18 protein-coding genes and 3 pseudogenes are annotated in these 19,338 nt (G+C 55.5%); 7 read left to right on the top strand and 14 right to left on the bottom strand.

The features are described from left to right. Positions 1-1,699: 1,699 nt before the first annotated feature. The 3 genes from PHA01_RS21100 to PHA01_RS21090 all read left to right on the top strand — a co-directional run bounded on the left by PHA01_RS21100 (position 1,700) and on the right by PHA01_RS21090 (position 3,124). On the top strand, positions 1,700-2,023 hold the full coding sequence (locus PHA01_RS21100; RefSeq protein ID WP_271898323.1) for a hypothetical protein: 324 nt from the start codon (positions 1,700-1,702) through the stop codon (positions 2,021-2,023). Positions 2,024-2,405: 382 nt separating this feature from the next. Continuing rightward, complete coding sequence (locus tag PHA01_RS21095) at positions 2,406-2,597, top strand: DUF6494 family protein (protein ID WP_271898322.1); 192 nt, start codon at positions 2,406-2,408, stop codon at positions 2,595-2,597. Between the two features lie 116 nt (positions 2,598-2,713). Continuing rightward, positions 2,714-3,124 (top strand): diacylglycerol kinase, encoded by a 411-nt coding sequence (locus tag PHA01_RS21090; RefSeq protein ID WP_271898321.1) that lies wholly within the window; start codon positions 2,714-2,716, stop codon positions 3,122-3,124. 97 nt (positions 3,125-3,221) lie between these two features. Here PHA01_RS21090 and PHA01_RS21085 read toward each other — a convergent pair whose 3' ends face one another. Beyond that, positions 3,222-3,449, bottom strand: a complete 228-nt coding sequence (locus PHA01_RS21085; RefSeq protein ID WP_271898320.1) for a hypothetical protein — start codon at positions 3,447-3,449, stop codon at positions 3,222-3,224. Positions 3,450-3,727: 278 nt separating this feature from the next. Further along, positions 3,728-4,110: pseudogene (locus PHA01_RS21080) on the bottom strand (DUF4142 domain-containing protein). A gap of 357 nt (positions 4,111-4,467) precedes the next feature. Here PHA01_RS21080 and PHA01_RS21075 point away from each other — a divergent pair. Then, the gene (locus PHA01_RS21075; RefSeq protein ID WP_271898319.1) at positions 4,468-4,668 is read left to right on the top strand and encodes a hypothetical protein; all 201 of its coding nucleotides are present in this window, start codon (positions 4,468-4,470) and stop codon (positions 4,666-4,668) included. A gap of 56 nt (positions 4,669-4,724) precedes the next feature. Here the strand turns inward: PHA01_RS21075 and PHA01_RS21070 are convergent, their stop codons facing one another. Next, positions 4,725-6,527, bottom strand: a complete 1,803-nt coding sequence (locus PHA01_RS21070; protein ID WP_271898318.1) for a YbhB/YbcL family Raf kinase inhibitor-like protein — start codon at positions 6,525-6,527, stop codon at positions 4,725-4,727. A 239-nt stretch (positions 6,528-6,766) separates the two neighbouring features. Between PHA01_RS21070 and PHA01_RS21065 the strand changes: the two genes are divergently transcribed. Continuing rightward, positions 6,767-7,066: a hypothetical protein gene (locus PHA01_RS21065; protein ID WP_271898317.1), complete on the top strand. Its 300-nt coding sequence runs from the start codon at positions 6,767-6,769 to the stop codon at positions 7,064-7,066. 472 nt (positions 7,067-7,538) lie between these two features. Here PHA01_RS21065 and PHA01_RS21060 read toward each other — a convergent pair whose 3' ends face one another. From PHA01_RS21060 to PHA01_RS21050, 4 genes and pseudogenes are all read right to left on the bottom strand, one after another. Next, a complete protein-coding gene (locus PHA01_RS21060) occupies positions 7,539-8,075 on the bottom strand; it encodes a DUF2243 domain-containing protein (protein WP_271898315.1) in 537 nt (178 codons plus the stop codon). Between the two features lie 432 nt (positions 8,076-8,507). Next, positions 8,508-9,008: pseudogene (locus PHA01_RS21055) on the bottom strand (catalase); the annotation flags it as partial. An 81-nt stretch (positions 9,009-9,089) separates the two neighbouring features. Beyond that, on the bottom strand, positions 9,090-9,377 hold the full coding sequence (locus PHA01_RS29440; protein WP_417021000.1) for a DUF982 domain-containing protein: 288 nt from the start codon (positions 9,375-9,377) through the stop codon (positions 9,090-9,092). 238 nt (positions 9,378-9,615) lie between these two features. After that, positions 9,616-10,524, bottom strand: a complete 909-nt coding sequence (locus PHA01_RS21050; RefSeq protein ID WP_271898314.1) for an NAD(P)/FAD-dependent oxidoreductase — start codon at positions 10,522-10,524, stop codon at positions 9,616-9,618. A gap of 443 nt (positions 10,525-10,967) precedes the next feature. Between PHA01_RS21050 and PHA01_RS21045 the strand changes: the two genes are divergently transcribed. Next, positions 10,968-12,347, top strand: a complete 1,380-nt coding sequence (locus PHA01_RS21045; RefSeq protein ID WP_417021003.1) for a cytochrome B6 — start codon at positions 10,968-10,970, stop codon at positions 12,345-12,347. Between the two features lie 21 nt (positions 12,348-12,368). After that, positions 12,369-12,971, top strand: a complete 603-nt coding sequence (locus PHA01_RS21040; RefSeq protein WP_271898312.1) for a DUF4142 domain-containing protein — start codon at positions 12,369-12,371, stop codon at positions 12,969-12,971. A gap of 101 nt (positions 12,972-13,072) precedes the next feature. Here PHA01_RS21040 and PHA01_RS21035 read toward each other — a convergent pair whose 3' ends face one another. From PHA01_RS21035 to PHA01_RS21005, 7 genes and pseudogenes are all read right to left on the bottom strand, one after another. Next, positions 13,073-13,687 (bottom strand): cysteine hydrolase family protein, encoded by a 615-nt coding sequence (locus PHA01_RS21035; protein WP_271898311.1) that lies wholly within the window; start codon positions 13,685-13,687, stop codon positions 13,073-13,075. A gap of 63 nt (positions 13,688-13,750) precedes the next feature. Beyond that, a complete protein-coding gene (locus PHA01_RS21030) occupies positions 13,751-14,245 on the bottom strand; it encodes a YciE/YciF ferroxidase family protein (protein WP_271898310.1) in 495 nt (164 codons plus the stop codon). A 434-nt stretch (positions 14,246-14,679) separates the two neighbouring features. Next, positions 14,680-16,254, bottom strand: coding sequence for an FAD-dependent oxidoreductase (locus tag PHA01_RS21025; RefSeq protein WP_271898309.1), 1,575 nt, complete (start codon positions 16,252-16,254; stop codon positions 14,680-14,682). A 191-nt stretch (positions 16,255-16,445) separates the two neighbouring features. Continuing rightward, positions 16,446-16,919 (bottom strand): DUF2269 family protein, encoded by a 474-nt coding sequence (locus PHA01_RS21020; protein WP_271898308.1) that lies wholly within the window; start codon positions 16,917-16,919, stop codon positions 16,446-16,448. After that, positions 16,919-18,226 (bottom strand): SDR family oxidoreductase, encoded by a 1,308-nt coding sequence (locus PHA01_RS21015; protein WP_271898307.1) that lies wholly within the window; start codon positions 18,224-18,226, stop codon positions 16,919-16,921. The genes PHA01_RS21020 and PHA01_RS21015 overlap by 1 nt, the downstream gene beginning before the upstream one ends. Before the next feature lie 49 nt (positions 18,227-18,275). Then, the gene (locus PHA01_RS21010) at positions 18,276-18,785 is read right to left on the bottom strand and encodes a hypothetical protein (protein ID WP_271898306.1); all 510 of its coding nucleotides are present in this window, start codon (positions 18,783-18,785) and stop codon (positions 18,276-18,278) included. 184 nt (positions 18,786-18,969) lie between these two features. After that, positions 18,970-19,155, bottom strand: a pseudogene (locus PHA01_RS21005) (divalent metal cation transporter); the annotation flags it as partial. Positions 19,156-19,338: the final 183 nt, after the last annotated feature.

Here is a 19,338-nt window from a genome sequence, read left to right as displayed (position 1 = left end):
CATCGACGACGATGAAGATAAGCGCCTGAAATCGCTCGTACGCACTACCGCTCCTTTGCTGGCTTCAAACCGTGTGGCTCGACACAGTTCTCGCCCTAACGAGGAACCCCGGCCTGAAAGTTAGATCGCCTGGATGACACAGAGAGCAAGGATAGCGTTGTCATCTCTTAATGATGTGGCCATCATGTAGATCGAATACTCCATTCAAACCGCCCTGCTTCATAAAACTACTCTCGGCTTCATGCCAACTGCCGACATAGTTACCGCAGGTGGTACATAATATTGGACTCTCAGATCGTACTTGCGCGGCTATCCGCAGATACGTGGTGGTGGCATTCGGAGCATTCCAAACGTCCATTTAACTGCGTCGCCATGGCAGCCTCCATGTTAAAAATGGAGGATACCGGCTGTGCAATTTTACGCAATGCTATGTCCACCAGTTGACCATGCGGAGGGCAAAACGAGTTTTTTCTCGGACAGCGGTCCTTCATTGCTGCCGGTCGAAAATGGGCGTTTCAAAGCTAGACATCCCGAGATAGAAATCGGTAACAAATTCCAGAGATTTTTAAACGCCCGTTCTGCAGCGCAACTACGTCAATCTATCCAGCGGCGAGAAACGCTCCATGGATTTTGCTCATCGGCATTGGCCGAACGGGAGCGAATTAGGCTTAGCCGCCTGAGGATGTTAAAGCGCATGCCTGCTGCTTTTTAAAAAACTTGGGCTACGATGCAAATAGCAGCATAAAGCCGACACCGACGCTACGGCTGCTATCATAAAGATTATACGGTGTAGAGATAAGCGCCGTAAAATGTCGATATGCATTACCGCTCCTCTAGCACCGCCCAAGTGCTTTTAACGGTGAGGCTCGACGCCGGTGTAACCTTGACGACCTCGAGCCTCGGGTCAGAGGACTCGCAACTCCGACCCCAAAAGAACCGCCAGAATGAAATTGTTCCTCGGAAAAGTGAGGCCCGCCACAGGGGTTTAACCGATGGGCGGTTTGCAGCGGTCCACTGTCGAAGGGCCAGATCATTCCTTCGGACTGTGATCTAACTTGGGTGCACCGTTTTTGTTCCGGCGTAGTGACGGCCCCGCCGCAACTTCGTACCGTGGTGTTGCGAGACTCGAGATGTGCGCCAAAAAACATTCGAATGCTCTTTGCTCCCTGCATCACGGCAAGCAGTTCCACCGTGAGCCGAAAAGTAGTGGAACAAATCTGCTCTGGCTGAAGTTGAATACCAGTCGCAGCGCATTTGGTGTTTTTGCTATGTGAACCGCGGTTGCTGAAAATTTTTTCTCGTGATTGCCGCGCTATGGGCTATCGGTGTTACGCTTTTAGCAGATACTCCATAGAGCAGCTGCCTGAGTAGGGAGGATGAAACGGCATGAGGTCACTGAAGCCGTGCGCAAATCCAAGCGTGCCGAGGAAATGCGGAAATGCGTGCCGCTCACCGCTCATCAATTGAGGCAAAAGCAGACGGGCTGAGCCTAGTGCCAAGTTGGCTGCAAGGATGCGTGAGTGGCGACAGCAAAATAAGCAGCGATCCGCGGCATATCTAAATAAACGAATGGTTTCCCGAACTGTGACAAGGCAAGGTGCGATGATGCGCGATCCGGGTATGAGTGAGAGTATCGTAGCCGCTACGGATTTGTTCGCACTTCAATCGACGGATCTCCATTGTTCAATGTGAGCACCCCGTGAATGACCTTTCGCACGAACCAGGAATTGTGCATCGGTTAACGACCAGTGCGCGGACGCTAGGAGCAACCTCACGGCAAGAGCAACAGTCGCTGCTTCGTGAAGCAGCAAAACAAATCGAGGCCTATCAGAGCCTTCTAGCTCTTTATGGATCCGCTGCCTACGAAATCGATAAGGACATTTTTGGCAGGCTAACGAACTATGCAGACCGGATCGATTTCATCTATCTCGATGAAACGAGATCAGTCATGCTGGAGGCCGCTGCAGTGATCAGACATCTGCGTTTGATACTCGGCATCAACCCCGAAGCTTCATCGCGTTGAATTACAGCAATCTCCGAGGGTTTGACTACAGGGCGTGAAACCTGGATCGAGCGGTTGGACCGCCAAGCCCAAGGCAGGTCGATGACTGCAACAAGTTCTACTCGGATCCGCAACGGGGCTTTTTGGAAAAAAACCGTGAGGTTCGGACTAGATGTGAAGCAAAGTTGGCGGGCCTCTCATGACCGTTGGCTGATTCAGTCGTTCTGTCCTTTATGAAAACTTCAACCTTGCTTTTGGCTTTCAGCCGATTCGGCTCGCAAATTTCCGACCGCGCCTAGCCCGCAATTTCTTGAATAAATACGACCTCACGTGCCACATCGTCATGCTTCCCTCACTGCTCGCCTTCACTTACAATGCTCTCGCGACACAGAGAAGTTCCGCGATGAGCGAAGATGCCTTCAACATTTCGATCCGCAAGTTCCTGAAGGAAGTCGGCGTCACCTCACAGCGCAAGATCGAGGAGACGGTGCGCGAAAGGCAGATCAGCGGCAAGAAGCTGAAGGTCCGCATGACGCTGGCGGCGGAAGGCACGGGCCTGACCCACGTGGTGGACGGCGAGATCGAACTTCCGTAAGCTTGGCGAAGCGATCAAGCGCGTCGACGCGGAGAGCTGAAGGGCAAGCCGCTCCACGTCGCGGGTAACCAGAACGTTGCAACAGATCCATCAGACCAGTTGTGGATGGAGTTTTCATGAAGACGGCTGTGGTTAGGGTTGTCTGTGCCATCGGCCAAGCGGAACAGCTCGGCCTCAGAGCCGTCGTTCCATGGGAAGGCGACCGGTCGCCGGAGTTCGTCGCTGACGTTGCACGGTTTTTCGACATCACGAGAGGACACGTCCTGCTCGCCGGCCCCAAGACGATCGCGAGCGTTCCGGATTTTGCCCGGGCGGATCGGGAACTTGTCGTCGTTCGCTCCAGCATGGATCCCGAGGACACGCTCCGGCGCTTTGCTGGCCGTGTCGTCTTCATCGGCGGCGGCCCACCGGTCTGGGACGCCTACGCACGCTTCGTCAGCCACTGGGATGTCACGCGGCTGCCCTATGACGGGCCGGCGGGCCGCCCCGATTACAGGGTAAGTGCCTCTTTGACCGGTTCGATATAAAAAGGCCTTCTCCATCGTGATCGATAGCCACCATAGCAGAACCCGGCATCTTCAGTTCACCACCATCGACTTCACCGTGGTGCTGTATGCGTGCTAGCTAGGCCCTCACATAAACGAACGGAACGTCGTTCTGTTCGGCCCAAAGCAGCGATGCCGTAACCGCCTCGTCGAGGGTCTCGAACGGGGCCGGCTTGAAGAACGCCGGACCATCGATAGCAGTCAAAGAACCGGACGCGACAAACTTTCCATCGGTCACCTCAATTAGCACCCAATCTTCGTTTTCCGGTGGGATATCCGATTTTTCAATGTCCTGAACCTGAGTCATAGTTCCTCCTCTCGCTCAAACCATTTACCAGCATCTCCGGACTGCCAGCACGCAGTTGGTAACAGGCACGGTCACTACAGAAACCATCTGACGTTACCGGGATTTGCCACAATAGTTTTGCCGCTTTATCGGCCAATGTCGTTCCACTATATGACCAAGCAGAGGCGCGCAAAGTCGGTATGCGACTGCCCCTTATGGGCTCGACGACCAAGGCGGGGCACACGTCACGCCGTTGTTCCAAAAATCTACTTCTCAATAAGTCACGGCTCGATGTCCTCCTACAGCGCGACCTTCATTTTCTGTACCTCGGCCAGATGTTGCTCCAGCGTCGGAAGCGTTTTGGCAGCAAAGGTCTTTAGCTCGCCTTTTTCGCCGTTTTTCGCGTAATCGGAGAACAAGGCAACAGCCGTTTCATGCGCCTTCAGCTGTTCTGCCCTGTACATTGCGTCAAAAGCTGATTTGTCCGCGGCCTTCAGCGCATCCAATCTGGCTTGATGTTTTGATCGAGTTTCTCCGGGACCTTGACTTTGTCCGCTTTGGCAGCCGGCATCATTTCCTGGCCGGTCTTGGTATGGTCAGCGATCATATGTTCTGCGAACTTTTTCGTGGCCTCATCGCTGGATCGTGTCAAGGCGAGTTCGCTGGATTTGATTTCGAACATATTCGAGACCGCCGCCATCTTGGCAAATTCCGCGGGCTTCGTGACCTCTTGCGCTCCTGCGACACCACATGCAATTAACGTGGTTGCAATGACAGTCAGTCCGTGTTTCATGGCTTCCTCCTGTGGTTGTGGTTGCACAACATTTGATTTACCCAAACGTTCCTTCTCCCAAGCAGGGCGCATCCGGATCAAGGTCCCTGCCGCCAATCGCACACCCTGAGATGCGGAGGGTAGTTCCGCAAACGCCCCCGGCAAAGGCCTGTGCCGGCACAGCGCTCGGCGGCGTCAATGCGAACCTGAGCAGACTGGCTCGACAGGGCCGCGGCATCCGCAAAAAGGAATGGCACCGGAAACGAATTGCGAAGCTGGCCAGGCAAGATCGACAATGGCTGCATACCGCGTGAAATCGTCCAGCACCACGGCTGGCTTCCGATCTTCTTTGCCATGGCGGGCGAACCGGATGTTATCGAGAAGACCAAGAAAGGTTACTGCGGAACGGGGGGATGCGACTTACAGCTATCACGAAGAAAGCAGGCTGCCGTAGGTGCGGTGCGGTGAAGGACTCCCGCGCACATTCCCGACGAATCTTGGTAGTGTCTCCCCTCCCTGCCCGCTTATTTGCTTGCGGTCTTCCTTTCATAGGTTCCCACAATCTTGCCTTCCGCCAAAACGTGGCCGTTCATCGCCTGCAAAACGGCGTCCCGTTTGGCACCGGGTTCAAGACCAAGGGTGGGAACGTCGAGAGCGAATATCTGGAAATGGTAATGGTGGGCCGGATCGCCCAAAGGTGGCTTGGGTCCGGTATATCCATGCGAACCGGACGAGTTCGCGCCCTGCTTCATGCCCTTCGGATCCGAGAGCACGGGCTCGGTCGGTAGGCCTTCGCGCAGCTCGGTGGTGGTGCCCGGCACGTCATATGCGAGCCAATGGACGAAGGGCTTTGGTTCTGCCGCATCAGGATCGTCCGCAATGATAACGAATGACTGTGTCCCCTGCGGTGCACCGCTCCAGCTGAGCCTCGGCGAGGCATTGTCGCCGTCCGCCGCATGTGGAAGTGGCACGGCCTGATCGCTTTCGAAACTCGACATGACCTTCATCGGCTCCGTCATTTTTGCATCGACCAGATCGACGGCAAGTTTTGACACCGGCATATCGGCGATCACGTTTGGAACGGCCCCCGGCCCGGCTGGGGCAGAAGCCGTGCCGTCGTACGAAACCCTGTAGACGACGCCGTTGGAATCGTCCGCGACGTAAATCGATCCATCCTTGCCGACAGCAACACCTGTCAAGCGGCCGAGGAAGCCGTATTTGCCGTTTTCCTGCTTGAGAAGAAATCCTTCCAGAAACTTCTCGAAGCCGACGGGTTTGCCGTTTTCAAAATTGATCCGCACCACTTCATACCCGCTCGGCGGACGGCGATTCCATGAACCCCGCATAGCGACGAACGCGTCGCCCCTGTAGTCGGCCGGAAAGGCGTTGCCGTCGTAGAACGCCATCTGCATGGGCGCGCTGTGAGCGGTGTAGCCAAGCACGGGTTCCGTCGACAGCTTTGCCCACTGGTGGAGCGACATCCCTTCCGGCGTGTTGATATGGGGATTGATATCACTCATGCCGAAGACGTACGGCCAGCCATACCGCTTTCCTTGCTCGATGCGGTTGACCTCTTCGACCTGAACCTCGTCGCCGAGCCAATCGATCCCGTGATCGAGGCCGTAGAGGGCGCCGGTCGTCGGCTCCCAATCGAAGCCGATGGTGTTGCGCAGGCCGCTGGCAAAAATCGTCCGGCTGCTGCCGTCCTTCTTGGCGCGGAGGATCGTTGCGTTTTCCGGATTGCTCTCCTGGCATTCGTTGCAGGTGCTGCCGACGGTGATATAGAGCATTCCGTCAGGTCCGATGGCGATGGTTCGGTTGGCGTGCTGCCCCGCGTCGGGCAGGTCGTTGATAATGCGCTTGAGAGGACCAAATGTCCCGTCGTCGTTCACCTCAGCCGTGAAGACATCGTTCACCGCGACGAGGAAAACCGTCTTGCCGTCAAAAGCAATGCCGTGCATGCCGGGGCGGCTGGCCACCATCTGGACGTCATCAGCCTTGCCATCGCCATTGTCATCCTTGAGCATAATCACATCGCCGACGCTACGCCTGGTGGCATAAACAACACCCTTGTCCGAAACGGCAAGCATCCGGGGGTTGATCAGGTCGCGGGCGAAAACGTCGACCTTGAATCCTTCGGTCCGCTTGATTAGGGCAGTCAGCTTGGCGTCGTCATTGATTTGAAGCTTTTCCGGTTCAAGGATCGAGCCTTGGACAACGACATCGGAAAATTCTCCGACTGTCCCCTTGGTTTGCGCCCCTCCAGAGGAAGGCAGCGCGAGGCACAAAACGGAAACGGACCAAAGAAGGGTGAGACTGGAATACATCGGACCTCCCAAGCGGACTTGAACTTGAATTAATGGTCCGCAACGTCGACAGAAGCTTTTTGATCCGCACCGGGCAAATAAAACATACTGCGGCGAAGCATGGCTGCGCTTGCGCCCGTAGAACGGAAAACGCAGCAGGATGCCCAAACCAATGAGAATACCGGGATGTTTCTTGTCAATCTGAGGAACTCAGCCCCTGCCCGAGTCTCGATGGAAGGACCGGAGATTCTCGTTCCGGCATGATCGTCCAACCTTTGGCACTTGTCGTGCATGAATTGCTCATCAACGCGGCCGTACACCGGTCACTGAGTGCCCCGTCGGGCCGGTTGCACATCCATTGGCAGGAAGTACCGGGACAAGGCGGCTTCAAACTTCGTTGGGAAGAAACCGGGGGCCGTACCCCCGCGTCCGATCGTCAGCCCGGTTTTGGTACGGCCATGGTCGGTGCGATGATAGAAAAGCAGCTTCTTGGCAAGGTGGAGCGAGAATGGTCCGATGATGGGCTTGTCGTTGACATCCTCGTACCCATTGAGAGCTGATTGTTGGCAGCTCCAACGGTATTACCAAAGTTTTCAATACGCGGCCCGGAGGAGCCAAGAACATTCGTTAGACGAGGGTGTGCGACGCGTCGTTGCGGGCAGTTGCGATAATCGAAGACGGTGTTCTAGGATGCTTGCCAGGGAACGGATATGGAACCTTTGCAATGCATGCGCATTTTGTGCAGCAAATACGGGTACTCTCTTGGAAAGCCTATGACCGAGGTTTTGTGGCTCCTGTTACTTCCTCTTGCGCATCCAGCGATATGCGCAATTATCGGCATGATCGTAATTGTTTGGGAGCGGAAGAGCTCGGCGCTCACAACGATAACGCGGTCGGCCCATGTTTGGCGAAGCAAGGCTATGTCAGCCGAACATTCGCCCCCGCAGGGATCTGCGACCTCCTACCGTAGGCTAGTGCAACTAAGTTGCATCAAGGCTTGAATGAAAAACGCCGTGCCCATCCCGCTAGGCTTCAGGGGGCTGCTGTAATTGAGGAGATCGGCCTCTTCGTAAAAGTGCCAATCCCGTAAGCAGCATGAACTGCTCCCCAAACAAGGAAGCCAAAATCCCAATAAACCCAAAACTCATGCCGTACGGTTTCGTTGACATGGTGAAGGCCGAGCAGATGATGGTCAACGAAACCCTCAATCAAATTGAACAAACCAAAGCCAATCAGCATGGTTGCCAAAAGTTCAGCTGCCGACCACTGAAAATGCCGTTTGCGAGCAGTATTCCACAAAACGATCAATCCTGAGACCGTGAACACATACGTTCCGGCGTGGAAAACGCCGTCGAGCATCGTATTGAATTCCAGATTTTCAACGCTGTTGGCGGGATATCCCGCACTCGTTGCTATGTGGTGCCACTGCAATATCTGGTGCAAAACAATCCCGTCGAAAAAACCTCCAAGCCCGAGGCCGAGGAGTATCCCCCCCAACACTGGAAACGCTTTGGGCTCTTGTTCAGAGGCTTGGTTCTTGTCTTTAGCTTGGCGCATGCTTGTGTTCATTTAATCCAACCGCCCTGTTGTCGTCAGTAACTATTCTGCAGCACAGTCGTTCCCTAGAGGCGACAACGGTGCTAAGCACCATGGAGGAAACGCCAGCAACGTAAAGTGCGGCTGCATTTGTGCATAGGATGTCGCATCCTGTTGCGCCAGGAGTTGAGTTTCAGTGCGATTTCGACACGCTGTCGGGGCCGATCAAGGGCTGAGTTCGTTCCATGAAAGCGGCATGGAGAGGGCAGTGCTCGCGCGGCTGGAATATGTTGCGCAGGTAGTCCATGAGGATTTTCCCATTATAATTTTATTTGGCAACGGTTGCGACATTCTTGTCTGGGCTGTCGGAAGTCATCGCATCTGCCACAGCCTTGGTGAACTCCTTTACCTAGAGCCGTCCCTCTGCGAGCAAGGCCTTTTGAAGTGTTGTTACCAGCTTGGTCCTGCCTTGATGGGGATATGGGTGAAATTGGGTCCTCCGAGGCGTTTCAGCTGCGTGTCGAGATATGAGAAGTTACGCCCCTGAAGCAGTGGATCGTTTGAAAGTACCCGGTGGCACGTTTTGGGTCATGAACGCGACCTGTTCCGTCTCGGCGAAGAAGTTGTCGGGCATGCGGTCAGGAACAAGCCGACCAACAGGGATCGGCGGCAGGACTTCTTCGGGGATGATCTTGTTTGCGTCCAGAATGTCGAAGTCGAAACTGTCGGCGAATTCTTGGTCGAACAATTGCACTTGCAACTCCCATTCGGGAAATGCGCCTGATTTGATAGATTCCCAAAGGTCGCGGCGATGGAAATCCGGGTCAGCGCATTGATCTTGACCACTTCATCCCACGCGACTGACTGGAGGCCGAGTTTCGGCTTCCAGTGGAATTTCACGAAGGTGGATTCATCCTGAGCGTTGACGAAACGAAATTTGTGAACACCGAAACCTTCCATGAAACGGCAATCCTAACTTGCCGCCGCGGAGGATATTCCCCTGTCGTCTTGATTTAGCGTGAGTTTCGGGTGCTGAGACGGGGCTTGTCAAAATCCAGTTAAAATGAACTTGGCCGGACCGCCACTCGGCTCGCGGTAAGACGACACCTGGTTTAGCAGTATCATTGCCTCCTGAGCAGCGGCACGTAATGCGACGCGCGAATGTTCGAGCATTGGAGGCAGCTCGAGTGACGAATAACAAATTGCCATGGCATCTTCGTACTCCCGCGCACCGTTGACGGGCCAATGGTTGAGCATCAAGAACAAGGCTTCTAGAGGGCCCGCAATGTTGCATTCAACGCCGTCCGATGTGAGGACAGTGGCTGGGATTGCCACATCAATTTATCCGCATCCTCGACCAACGTCGTCCCCGCAGTATGGCGAAACGCCATCTAGATGGGCAAGTTTTTAGGACGAGGTTTACGCTTCTTTACTTCTGCCTCGATTTTTTCCCGGTCGCCATTATACTTCTCTATCAACTGCTCGGCATCGTCGCGTTCGAGCATGAGGGACTTTATCAGATAATCGACTTCGTATTTCTCATCTGCGGTGACTCTGGCGCGGTCTGTCGATCCTATCTTGGGTCGCTCGGCAACCGCGAATGAATATGAGCGGCGGCAGTAGCGCCTTCTCCCGTAGCCACGGCAATCTGGCACAAGCCCGCGGTGACGTCGCCCGCAGCATACAATCCTGCGACGGACGTCTGCTGGTGGAGATCAGTGATGATTTTGCCTGAACGATCCATCTCGGGACCAACCTGCCGGAGAAACCCATTTCCAGGTAACGACCCCATCAAACAATAGAGACGGTCAAAGCTAAGGGATTTTCCGCTTCCCGTCTTAATGTCTGCATGGTCGGCATCGACGCAAATGGCAAAATCACCTGCTATCACCTCTATCGAAGCATCCTCCAAAACGCGCTTTTGTCGCCCCGTCAGATTTTTGTCGGCTCTTCGGGCGATCACGGCGGTCAAACGGGAGGTGTATGTACGCAGGAAAAGGGCGTGGTCGATATTGTCGGGACTAATGAGGCAGGCAATCTCCCTGTCGATAGCCTCATAGCCGTCACACACAGGACAGAGGCAGAGCCGTGCCGCCTTCACCGCATCTTCCGCATTGGCGATGTCGGCAAGGTCGTCCTCAATGCCGGTCGCTACTATGACGTTGAAGGCACAAATCGAATTCTCCTTTGTTTCCACAACGAAGACGCCATTGGCGGTTCGATCAATCTTCGTCACCCAGCCCGGCTGTATATTGGCACCATAGCGAAGCGCTTGCTGCCTTAACTGACTGAGAAAATGTTGCCCGGACGAACCCATTATCCCGGGGTAATTGTGTATTTCCGGTATCCAGGAGGCTCGGCTGGGACCACCATCAATCACCGTTACGTTGCGGCGAAAGCGACCAAGATAAAGGGCGGCGGTGAGCCCCGCCACACCGGCTCCGACGATAGCACAGTCCAAGACATTGGTTGCGGTATTCATTCTTGACCTGCTCTAGCTCTTGGGCACCGACACAAAAGTGCAAGTGTCACCCTACGATTGACCGCCGAAACTTGCTTCATCCCCATTTTCATCAGCCCAGCCTCGACATTAGACTTCCTTGCGAGGGATTGCGTTTGAGACGAAGTTGTCAGCCAGTTGATGTAGATCAACTCGAAACTCCGTACCGCCCACGGTCGATGACGACATCGTCCGTCAAAAGAATTTGTGGTGCCATCCTTTCCTCCCTTCTGGGTTGCAACGCCAACCAGCCACGCCTCACTTTGTTCCGTGGAACATACAGCGGCGCACGAAGCAATCTCAGCTACAGAAGACGATCCCGTCTCCAGCGGCAAATGCCGCAACAGGGGAACCAATTCTGTCCTTGCAAGTTCGTGCGTTATTCATGAGCGTTCTGGAGATTGGCCATGTCACCCTTAAAACTGATGGCTCTTGCCTGTATTATGAGTGCGAGCGCGGCAAGCCTTGCTGCATATTCGGATCCCCTGCCCCCGGATCTGACCTACCGTCCGCTACCGACGCAGCCCCTTTCGAGCGTCAGGGCCAATGACGAGGCGCAGAAACCCAAAGTCATGAAACGCCAGCAAGACCTTCTCAACAAACGATACGACCTCGCGGATAAACCTATTCCCGACGCCAGCATGTCCGGGGGCCAGAAAAAAGTGCAGGACGGTGTAAGGGTCAGGCTGCCTGACGGGGTCACCTGGGATACCCTGGCAAGTATGAGCCCAACCGAGATCCGCGACAAAAACCTTCTTCCCGAGGGCTTCAGGCCCCTTCCGCACGTGAAGCAAGCCACGGGGGGACAGGTTTTCCCGCAAAAGGCAATAGACGAGATCGGCAAACAGGAGAACCGCGACCTCAAACGCTTTGACGTCGATTTTGATCTTCCCGATCATTTGACGCCGGAATTTCCCCCTCCGATTTTCTTGACGACGCATCCCGAACTGGGTGACGTGTCGCGCGGAGAACTTCTGACGATCAAAAATTTCTACGAATATATGAACGGCATCATTACGCCGGTCCAGATGGAGGGGCTCAGGCTTCTCCTGACGCCATTTCCCCAAGAGGAATTCAACCAGACAGAAGATCGCAAGGTCGCGCAGCAGAGCATGGGGGTTGCCTGCCTCGACTGTCACGCCAATTTTCACACGAACGGAGCCTTTCACCTCACACCCGATGTCCGGCCGCAAGCCGCACGTTTTCGCCTCGACAGCACCAGTCTGCGCGGCATGTTCAACCAACAAATCCATGGATCAAAACGCTCGCTGCGTTCAATCGAGGATTTCACCGAATTCGAACAGCGCACGGCTTATTTTAATGGCGACCATGTCAGCGCCACCCGCAAAGGTGTGAACTTGCCCGACAGACCCAACCAAGTTGCCATGATGGCGCAAATGCAGAACATCATCGATTTTTCGCCGGCACCGAAGCTCGACCTGATGGGCAAACTCGACCCGGCGAAAGCGAGCGAGCAGGAATTGGCGGGCGAGCGTGTCTTCATGGGCAAAGGCCGCTGCGGCGAATGCCACCTGCCGCAAACCTCATTCCTTGACAACAACATGCATGATCTCAAGCTCGAACGTTTTTACAATATCGGTTACACCGCCAATGATCAGGTCGCCATTGCGGACGGTCCGATCAAGACGTTTACCCTGCGTGGTATCAAGGATTCGCCGCCCTATCTGCACGACGGGCGCCTGCTCACCTTGGCCGACACAGTGGAGTTCTTCAATCTGGTGCTCGGTGTGAAGCTCAGCCAGGACGAGAGGGATTCGCTCGTGGCCTACATGCTGACACTCTGATTTGATATGAGGAGACACAACATGCGTGATTTTCTGACCACAGTTTTAGTGACGCTCGTCAGCACACCGGCACTTGCCCAGATGGGCAATCCCGCGGGGTTTGCACCGGACACACGGATGGAGGAACCGGGCGTACCCGCCGCACATCAAACCAACAATCAGGATCGGCTTTTTGCACAGCTCGCAGCGGTGGGTGGACTGGCCGAAGTCGATCTTGCAAAGCTTGCCGCAACCAAGGCAACCGATTCCAGGGTCAAGGAATTTGCACAGGCTATGGTTGATGATCATTCCGATGCCAACAGCAGACTGAAGGCGTTGGCGGATGCGGCCAAGATACCATTGCCGGACAAGTTGGACGCTGACCACAAGGCAATGCGACAGAAGCTGGACGCGGCCGAGGGACAAGCATTTGACGTTGCATACATCCGTTCGCAGATCATCGCTCATCAAAAAACCGCGCAATTGCTGGCATGGGAGATCGGGTCCGGCGAGGATGCGCAACTGCAACAATATTCGGCGGCAACCTTGCCCGCAGTGATGAAACATCTGCGGATGGCACAGGACATCGCCTCCGCGCTTACAGGGCAAGCGTCCCGCGAAATCGTTGCTGCAAAACACAATTGACGACGTGAAGTCTTCAGCGATCCCTCGCCAAGCGCGCTAGACCTCGTGTGCCCTTGCTATTCGGTACTTCGCGGCCTGCCGTCATGGGAAATGCTGCTTGCCTATCGCCTTACCACCCAGCTATCCAACACTTCTTCCGTCGAAGCAGTCTCGACTTGCTGGGATAACCGTTGACCGTAGAAGAGCTGCATCGCATCATGAGCCGCATCGGACGAACTGCACACTGCGTCATGAACGACAATCACCCTGAAGCCAAAGTCAACTGCCCCGAGGACGGTCGACAGCACGCACACGTCAGTTTCGCCACCTGATACGAGAACCGTGTCAATGCCGCGAGTTTTAAGAAGCGTCGAAAGCGTGCTGGCAAACCAGGGAGAGTAGACGGACTTATCCACGATCGCGGCCGGTGGTGCATAGCGCTTGAGCTCTGGCACGATGTCGACCTTGGACGGGTCGACGTGCTCGAGCGTAAGCCCTTCCCATCTGTGATAATACCGAAGCCACGTTCCGCCAACTTCGTCGAGGTTTCTGGCCGGGACGAAACGCGTGAAGATCGTTGCATGGGGGTCGCGCTCGACCAGCAAGTGAATATTAGGCAGAACCCTTTCGAACCACGGCATCGCCCACGGGCTGTCTCCCCGGAACAATCCCTGCATGTCGACACAGGTGTGAACCGCACCTTTTCCAATCGATCCAAATCTCAATCCCTCGGCCATGATGCTTTTCGCGCGTTGTTTTCCGAAAACAAAGAGAGCGCCATTTGCGGCGCTCTCTTTCAATCACGCCGCCATTGCGGCTGGGTTGAGGGAGCCTTCAGCCAAAGCAGTCAAGGCCTCGTCGGTCTTCGTCTCTTCCTGCAAGGTGGTAACAAGAAGCTTTTGCGCGTCCTTCAAGCCTAGTTCGCCGGCCCAACGCGCCAAGGTGCCGTAGCGGGCTATCTCGTAATGTTCGACCGCTTGGGCCGCGGATGCCAGGCCAGCGTCGAGCGCTGCCTGACCCTTAAAGTCCTCCATTATTTCTTCGCCTTCAGCGATGATTCCCTCGATGGCATCGCAGGTTTTGCCCTGTGCTCGTTTCCCGAAAATCTCGAAGACCTGTTGCAGGCGTTCAACATGTACTTCGCTTTCCATGCGATGCTTTTCAAAGGCCGCTTTAAGGTCTGGATGGGACGCGGCCCTTTCCATCTTCGGCAGTGCCTTCAAAATTTTTCGCTCCGCATAATAAACGTCTTTGAGCGTTTCGTGAAACAATGTCGCCAGTGTTTTCTCGGCCATAATCATGCTCCTCTCGGTGATACAGGCTCCCAACGCAAGAGAGGCGGGAACGTTCCTTACAATTCTTTTGTGTCCGCCATCGATTCGACTTCGCCGCGCGGTGACATATCCAGTGAGAGGCTATCGCCGAACGCTGTCAGAGCCGTGATCCCATACCCATCCGCGCCGATGTCATGTCCATCGCGACTAGTCGCTTATCCGTTCACATGCTGGAGTTTAGTGTTTCGTTCGTCTTGGCTGCATGCCTGCGGTGTGCACCCAAGGGATGCACCCCTCTGATCAAACTGAGCTGACTTATCGCTGCGCTTGGTGGTCGAGCGCGAATCTGATGGCGGCGGCTTCCTAAACGATTGTCAAGTAGAAAGCTTCGAGCAACCAGTCCAGCTCGAAAGAGCCTCTGAAGCGGATATAGATGCCCATGGTTCGCATACTTTTCAGGTTGCGCTTTTAGTATCATCGGTCGGATCACGGTCAGCAGCTGCGTCGCACCCAGACAAAGATAGGATCGCCGGTCCGTTGAGCACAGTTCCATCGGGAGCGAACTGCGAACCATGGCAGGGACAATCCCAGCATTGCTCGGTCGAATTCCAGTGAACAAGACAGCCGAGATGCGTGCAAGAGGCGGAATGCGTATGGACTTGGCCGCTTTGATCACGGCAAACCGCGAGCTTGCTCAGAAGATGCCGCAGGATACCCCCTTCGCCGGGATTGAGATCGTCGGCCGACCCGATTTCGCCGGGTAACAGACGCTCGGCGAAATTCCTTACCGCTGTAAGGTTTTCATTGATATAGTTAGCCAAAGCCGACGGTGGCGTCCGATCGGGAGCATAAACATCTTCCCACGGGCTCGAACCGTCAACGATCAAGTCGCGGATCAACAAGCCCGCCAAAGCCCCGTGCGTCATGCCTTGACCGGAATCGCCGGTGGAAATGAAAACGTTGTTGCTGCCCGGACTGCGGCCGATGAATCCGCAATAGTCGATCGTATCGAGAACTTGGCCCGACCATCGGGTCGTTTCAGCGCCCAAGTCCGGAACCAGCGCTCTGATCCACGCCTCGAGCGCATCGAAACGCGCTTCGCCGTCGTCGGCTTCTCCTGATTTGTGATCGCATCCACCCGCTATAAGGTAGTCGAGGTTGCCTGTTCCGGGATGGAGGCGGACATAGTGATAAGGATCGTCCATGTCCCAATAGAGCGCATCGGGAAGTGAGCCCTTGGGCAGTTCCATAGCCATCGCGTAGGTACGATAGGGCGCCATCTTGCTGTGAATCGCCGCGACAGTATTGATGGGGGAGTTGGTGGCGAAGATCACATTGTCAGCGATGATGGTCGCCCCGCCCTCGACGTGGAGACGGACCTCTTGGCCCTCCTCAATCTCGGTGACGGCGCTGTCAGCAAACATCTTGCCGCCGCGTTTTTCGAAATCGGCCAAGAGGGTACGCAGATATTTGAGCGGGTGAAACGTGGCTTGGTTGGGATAGCGCAAAACCTGTGCGGACTCATGCCCTTTCAACGGGACGCCCTTGCCGTGCTCCACGGTGGCGCCGACTTTCCCGGCAGCCTTATATTCTTCCTCGCAAACCTTTCCAGCTTCGTCCGCGTCCATCCACGCCGCCGGAAACAGAAAGCCATCTAATCTTCTGAAATCGCAGTCGATACCAAGCTCCTTGACATGCCGCTCGATACGGTCGACGGCAGCTTGCTGGCTCTCCTGAAAACCTCGCGCCAACTCCTCGCCGCGTATCTTGACGAGTTCGCTCAGCCCGTCGTCGCAGATCGGTGCGAGATGGGCAGTGGTGCGGGACGTCATGCCGCCCAGCAATGGTCCGCGATCGATGAGAACAACGCTTCTGCCGGCCAGCGCAAGCTCATAGGCTATTGATACACCGGCAATCCCTGCCCCCACCACAGCAACTTCACATCGCTCGTCCCGATCGAGCTTCCGCGCCGAGGGAAATTCCGTATCCTTCATCCAAAGGGATGTCGTGGCTTCGCCGCTGACGTTCATCGCTGCCTCCTGTTTGGCTATAACGACCGGCAAAGCCATTTCGATCCGTGTCGAAAAATGAAATCGCCCGCCGCGCTTAAACTTGAAGGATCGAGGAGTCCTGTGCTCGCTCGCCAAAAACAGCGATGCAAGTCCAAGATGTTGAAATCAATCCCAGCAAAGACGACCGGGAAGAGCCCTAGAGTCGGTCCCTACCATTCGATGACTGGTCGGGTGATCATCAGCCAGAAAATCGCTGCAACCGCGACAAAGGCAGGGAAGCCAAAAAAGAACCAAAGCCGGAAAAGCCGGTGATAGCGCAGCGGAAGGGGCTGGCCAGCCTTAGCCGCAGCCGCTGCTAGATCGCGCATCTCCATTTGCATCCAGACGACTGGAAGCCAAAAGAGCCCGGTTACGATGTAAAGGAGGATTGAGACCACGATCCAACCTTCCCAAAGCGTATAGCCGACCTGCCAGGCGAGCGCGACGCCGGTGATTGGCTGAGCCACAACGGCAGTGGCAGTGAACAGGAAATCGGCGATGACGACAATGCGTGCTACTGCCGCCACAGTAGCGGCAGTTCCGGTCCAATGCGCAAGCAGCATGAAGAAAGCGATGCCAGCGCCTGTTCCCAGCAGAACCGATGCACCGACGATATGCAAATATTTGAGAGCGAAGTAGAGCATTAGCGCTCCTCCAGGATAGCCAATGCTGCGAGGTGCAGAAGCAAGATCGGCAGGATTTTCATTAGTGGACCGAGCGGTTCGTTCCACAGATCGGGGCGCAGGACCGTACCGGTCAATATATAAAAAACGCATATGCAAATCGCTCCCCACAGGCCCAGCCGCGCAGTTTTGCGAATCGCGATGAGAATGCCAATGATCGCATCGGCCAACGCCCCGGCGATGACCAACGGCGCCGCTAGCGCGCTCACGGCCGTACCAACCAAGAGTTGTAGGCCGCTTTGCCAACCGGTTGTTAATGATATAATTCCCGTCATGATCCAGAAGAACGGCAGCACGATGAAGATCGCGGGCTTGATGAAATAGAGATTCGCAAACCATTTGTCCTGCACTGTGGCGGGGTTGACGGCTAGCGCGACTGAAAGACCTTGTGCCTCGATTCCAGTTGCTGCCTTCCAAGGTCCCGCGTCTCCTGTCGCGCCACGACTTATCTCCAGGGAGGCGTTCGTGCGCATGGGCGGACGCCATCCTAGCGCGCTCGCTGCGTCACCAAGGCGATAGAGCAGACGCGCCGCCCAGCTTGGGATGGCCAATACCACCGTGTCCTTCCATCCAAGCCATCTTCGGTATTGCGCGATCACCTCCTCCATGGAGAAGGCGTCCGGGCCGGCAAGGTCGAGAGCGATCCTTGATGGGCTGTCGGCTTCAATGAAAAAGATCACTGTTTCCACCACGTCATCAAGTTGGACGACTTGAAGCCGCCCCGTATTCGGCATGGATGGCAGGACAGGCAGCGCTGCCAGCCCGCGAAACAGTGCACTCGCTCCGAAAACTGACCGGCCCAGAACGACGGAGGGTCTCAGTACGATCCAATCCAGGTCCAGCTTCATCAGGGATTCTTCGCCAGCCCGTTTGCTGGCGGAAAAGGCGGAGGGTAGCTCTCGATCGACCCCGATGGCAGAAAACTGGATGACGCGGCGCACACCGGCCAGCTCGCAGGCCCGAAATAACGCTGCTGCGCCCGTAGCATGAACCTCTGTCATGTGTTCGCGGGCGCTGTCCTGCAGAGCACCTGCGCAATTCACAACGGCGTCGACATCTGAAAGAGCAAGCCTCCAATCTTCAGGCGATAGCGCCTTCGCCATATCAATGACGATCGTCTCGTTCTCACCTACCCGATCTGACTTGCTTCTTGATGTCCGCACGACAACATAGCCTCTGGCGACCAAGCACGCGCAAACGGCTGTGCCGATCAGGCCGTTCGATCCCGTCACGAGAATCTTCTTTCCTGATGTGCGGTCAGATATCATAATATGCCGAGCCCCGGCTGATCGCTTCGAAATAGTGAAAGCTGAACGATCACAGACCGCTCCTCTCTGTTTGCTCCTTCTGCCGAATGAGCCGACCGATAGGTGACGCGAACGCCTCGTCCGCCGTGTCTTCCATTTCCTTCAGTGATTTTGCAAGCGTCAGGCCCCAGATGACGTGAGCTGCCATCATCAGCAGGTTCCTTCTGAGCGGATGACGGTGCGAGGGGGTCAAAATGCGGGCTGCGGGGATCCAGCCAAGGTAGCTCAGTGTCCAGACACCGATACCATAGGATACGCCACCCCCTCGGAAGGGCATTATGGCAAACAGGGCACCGGCGAGACCACCGAAACCGAAATGCGCCAGTAGTGTTCTTGACCGAGCGCTTTTCTCATCAACCGCTGGAACAGAATGATCGACGATTTCGCGAGGTGGAAGCGGGTAGCGCTCGTCATCAGGCAGCGCTGTATGTAAGCGTCTCATCGTAGCCGTCATTGCCATGGTCGCAGCGACACCTGCCAAGACGCCAAACAATAGCTTGTCGAATAATCGTGCGCTCATCATTTTTCCCCCGTTTGTCGATCAGGCGAGTCGAGGCGGCAGCAGACCGAACCGACCCTTGACCGACATCATAGTTATAACGCGGCTCAAATCGATCTGGGTTGTTCACGGCTCTGGGTACGGTCGTGTTGTGCGTATCATCCAGACTCAACAGCGACATGCTTCATTTTGTTCCACCGGCGAATATGGTCCACACCCTGGCATAGTCAAACTGAGACCCCGTTTGCGAAGAAGTGGCAATCCCGCTCGGATCGTCGTCGGCAGCACCTGTTGTCAGGCCAAGGCCAAGGACACTCAGCAGTCTTGGTTTGCTCGGCTCGACGACGGGGTCGCGCTTGGCATTTCCACCCCCGACCGAGGCTTGCGACATAAACATCAACTCCCGAATTTGTTTAGCTGAAAACTCTAGCGAAGCCGCAATGTTCCCGAGCGACACGCACTCAGCGTCATTTGTCATGCACCGGACGGTTGGACGTCGGTGCCAATTTTCTTGGGAACAATCACTCTTCGTCGGGCTTTGAGCACGCGTGACAAGTTCATCTTTGGAGAAGTC

The organism is Candidatus Phyllobacterium onerii (genome assembly GCF_028331445.1).
Taxonomy (GTDB): domain Bacteria; phylum Pseudomonadota; class Alphaproteobacteria; order Rhizobiales; family Rhizobiaceae; genus Phyllobacterium; species Phyllobacterium onerii.
Note: the sequence above shows the minus strand (reverse complement) of the source record. Positions and strands in the feature narration are given on the sequence as shown.

Bases quoted from the DNA above. Each gene is read 5' to 3' on its own strand.
- PHA01_RS21045 (WP_417021003.1), top strand. From the start codon at position 10,968: ATGGCTCTTGCCTGTATTATGAGTGCGAGCGCGGCAAGCCTTGCTGCA.
- PHA01_RS21015 (WP_271898307.1), bottom strand. From the start codon at position 18,226: ATGATATCTGACCGCACATCAGGAAAGAAGATTCTCGTGACGGGATCG.
- PHA01_RS21035 (WP_271898311.1), bottom strand. From the start codon at position 13,687: ATGGCCGAGGGATTGAGATTTGGATCGATTGGAAAAGGTGCGGTTCAC.
- PHA01_RS21050 (WP_271898314.1), bottom strand. From the start codon at position 10,524: ATGAATACCGCAACCAATGTCTTGGACTGTGCTATCGTCGGAGCCGGT.
- PHA01_RS21020 (WP_271898308.1), bottom strand. From the start codon at position 16,919: ATGCTCTACTTCGCTCTCAAATATTTGCATATCGTCGGTGCATCGGTT.
- PHA01_RS21095 (WP_271898322.1), top strand. From the start codon at position 2,406: ATGAGCGAAGATGCCTTCAACATTTCGATCCGCAAGTTCCTGAAGGAA.
- PHA01_RS21070 (WP_271898318.1), bottom strand. From the start codon at position 6,527: ATGTATTCCAGTCTCACCCTTCTTTGGTCCGTTTCCGTTTTGTGCCTC.
- PHA01_RS21090 (WP_271898321.1), top strand. From the start codon at position 2,714: ATGAAGACGGCTGTGGTTAGGGTTGTCTGTGCCATCGGCCAAGCGGAA.
- PHA01_RS21025 (WP_271898309.1), bottom strand. From the start codon at position 16,254: ATGAACGTCAGCGGCGAAGCCACGACATCCCTTTGGATGAAGGATACG.
- PHA01_RS21060 (WP_271898315.1), bottom strand. From the start codon at position 8,075: ATGAACACAAGCATGCGCCAAGCTAAAGACAAGAACCAAGCCTCTGAA.
- PHA01_RS21010 (WP_271898306.1), bottom strand. From the start codon at position 18,785: ATGAGCGCACGATTATTCGACAAGCTATTGTTTGGCGTCTTGGCAGGT.
- PHA01_RS21030 (WP_271898310.1), bottom strand. From the start codon at position 14,245: ATGGCCGAGAAAACACTGGCGACATTGTTTCACGAAACGCTCAAAGAC.
- PHA01_RS21040 (WP_271898312.1), top strand. From the start codon at position 12,369: ATGCGTGATTTTCTGACCACAGTTTTAGTGACGCTCGTCAGCACACCG.
- PHA01_RS21065 (WP_271898317.1), top strand. From the start codon at position 6,767: ATGATCGTCCAACCTTTGGCACTTGTCGTGCATGAATTGCTCATCAAC.
- PHA01_RS21085 (WP_271898320.1), bottom strand. From the start codon at position 3,449: ATGACTCAGGTTCAGGACATTGAAAAATCGGATATCCCACCGGAAAAC.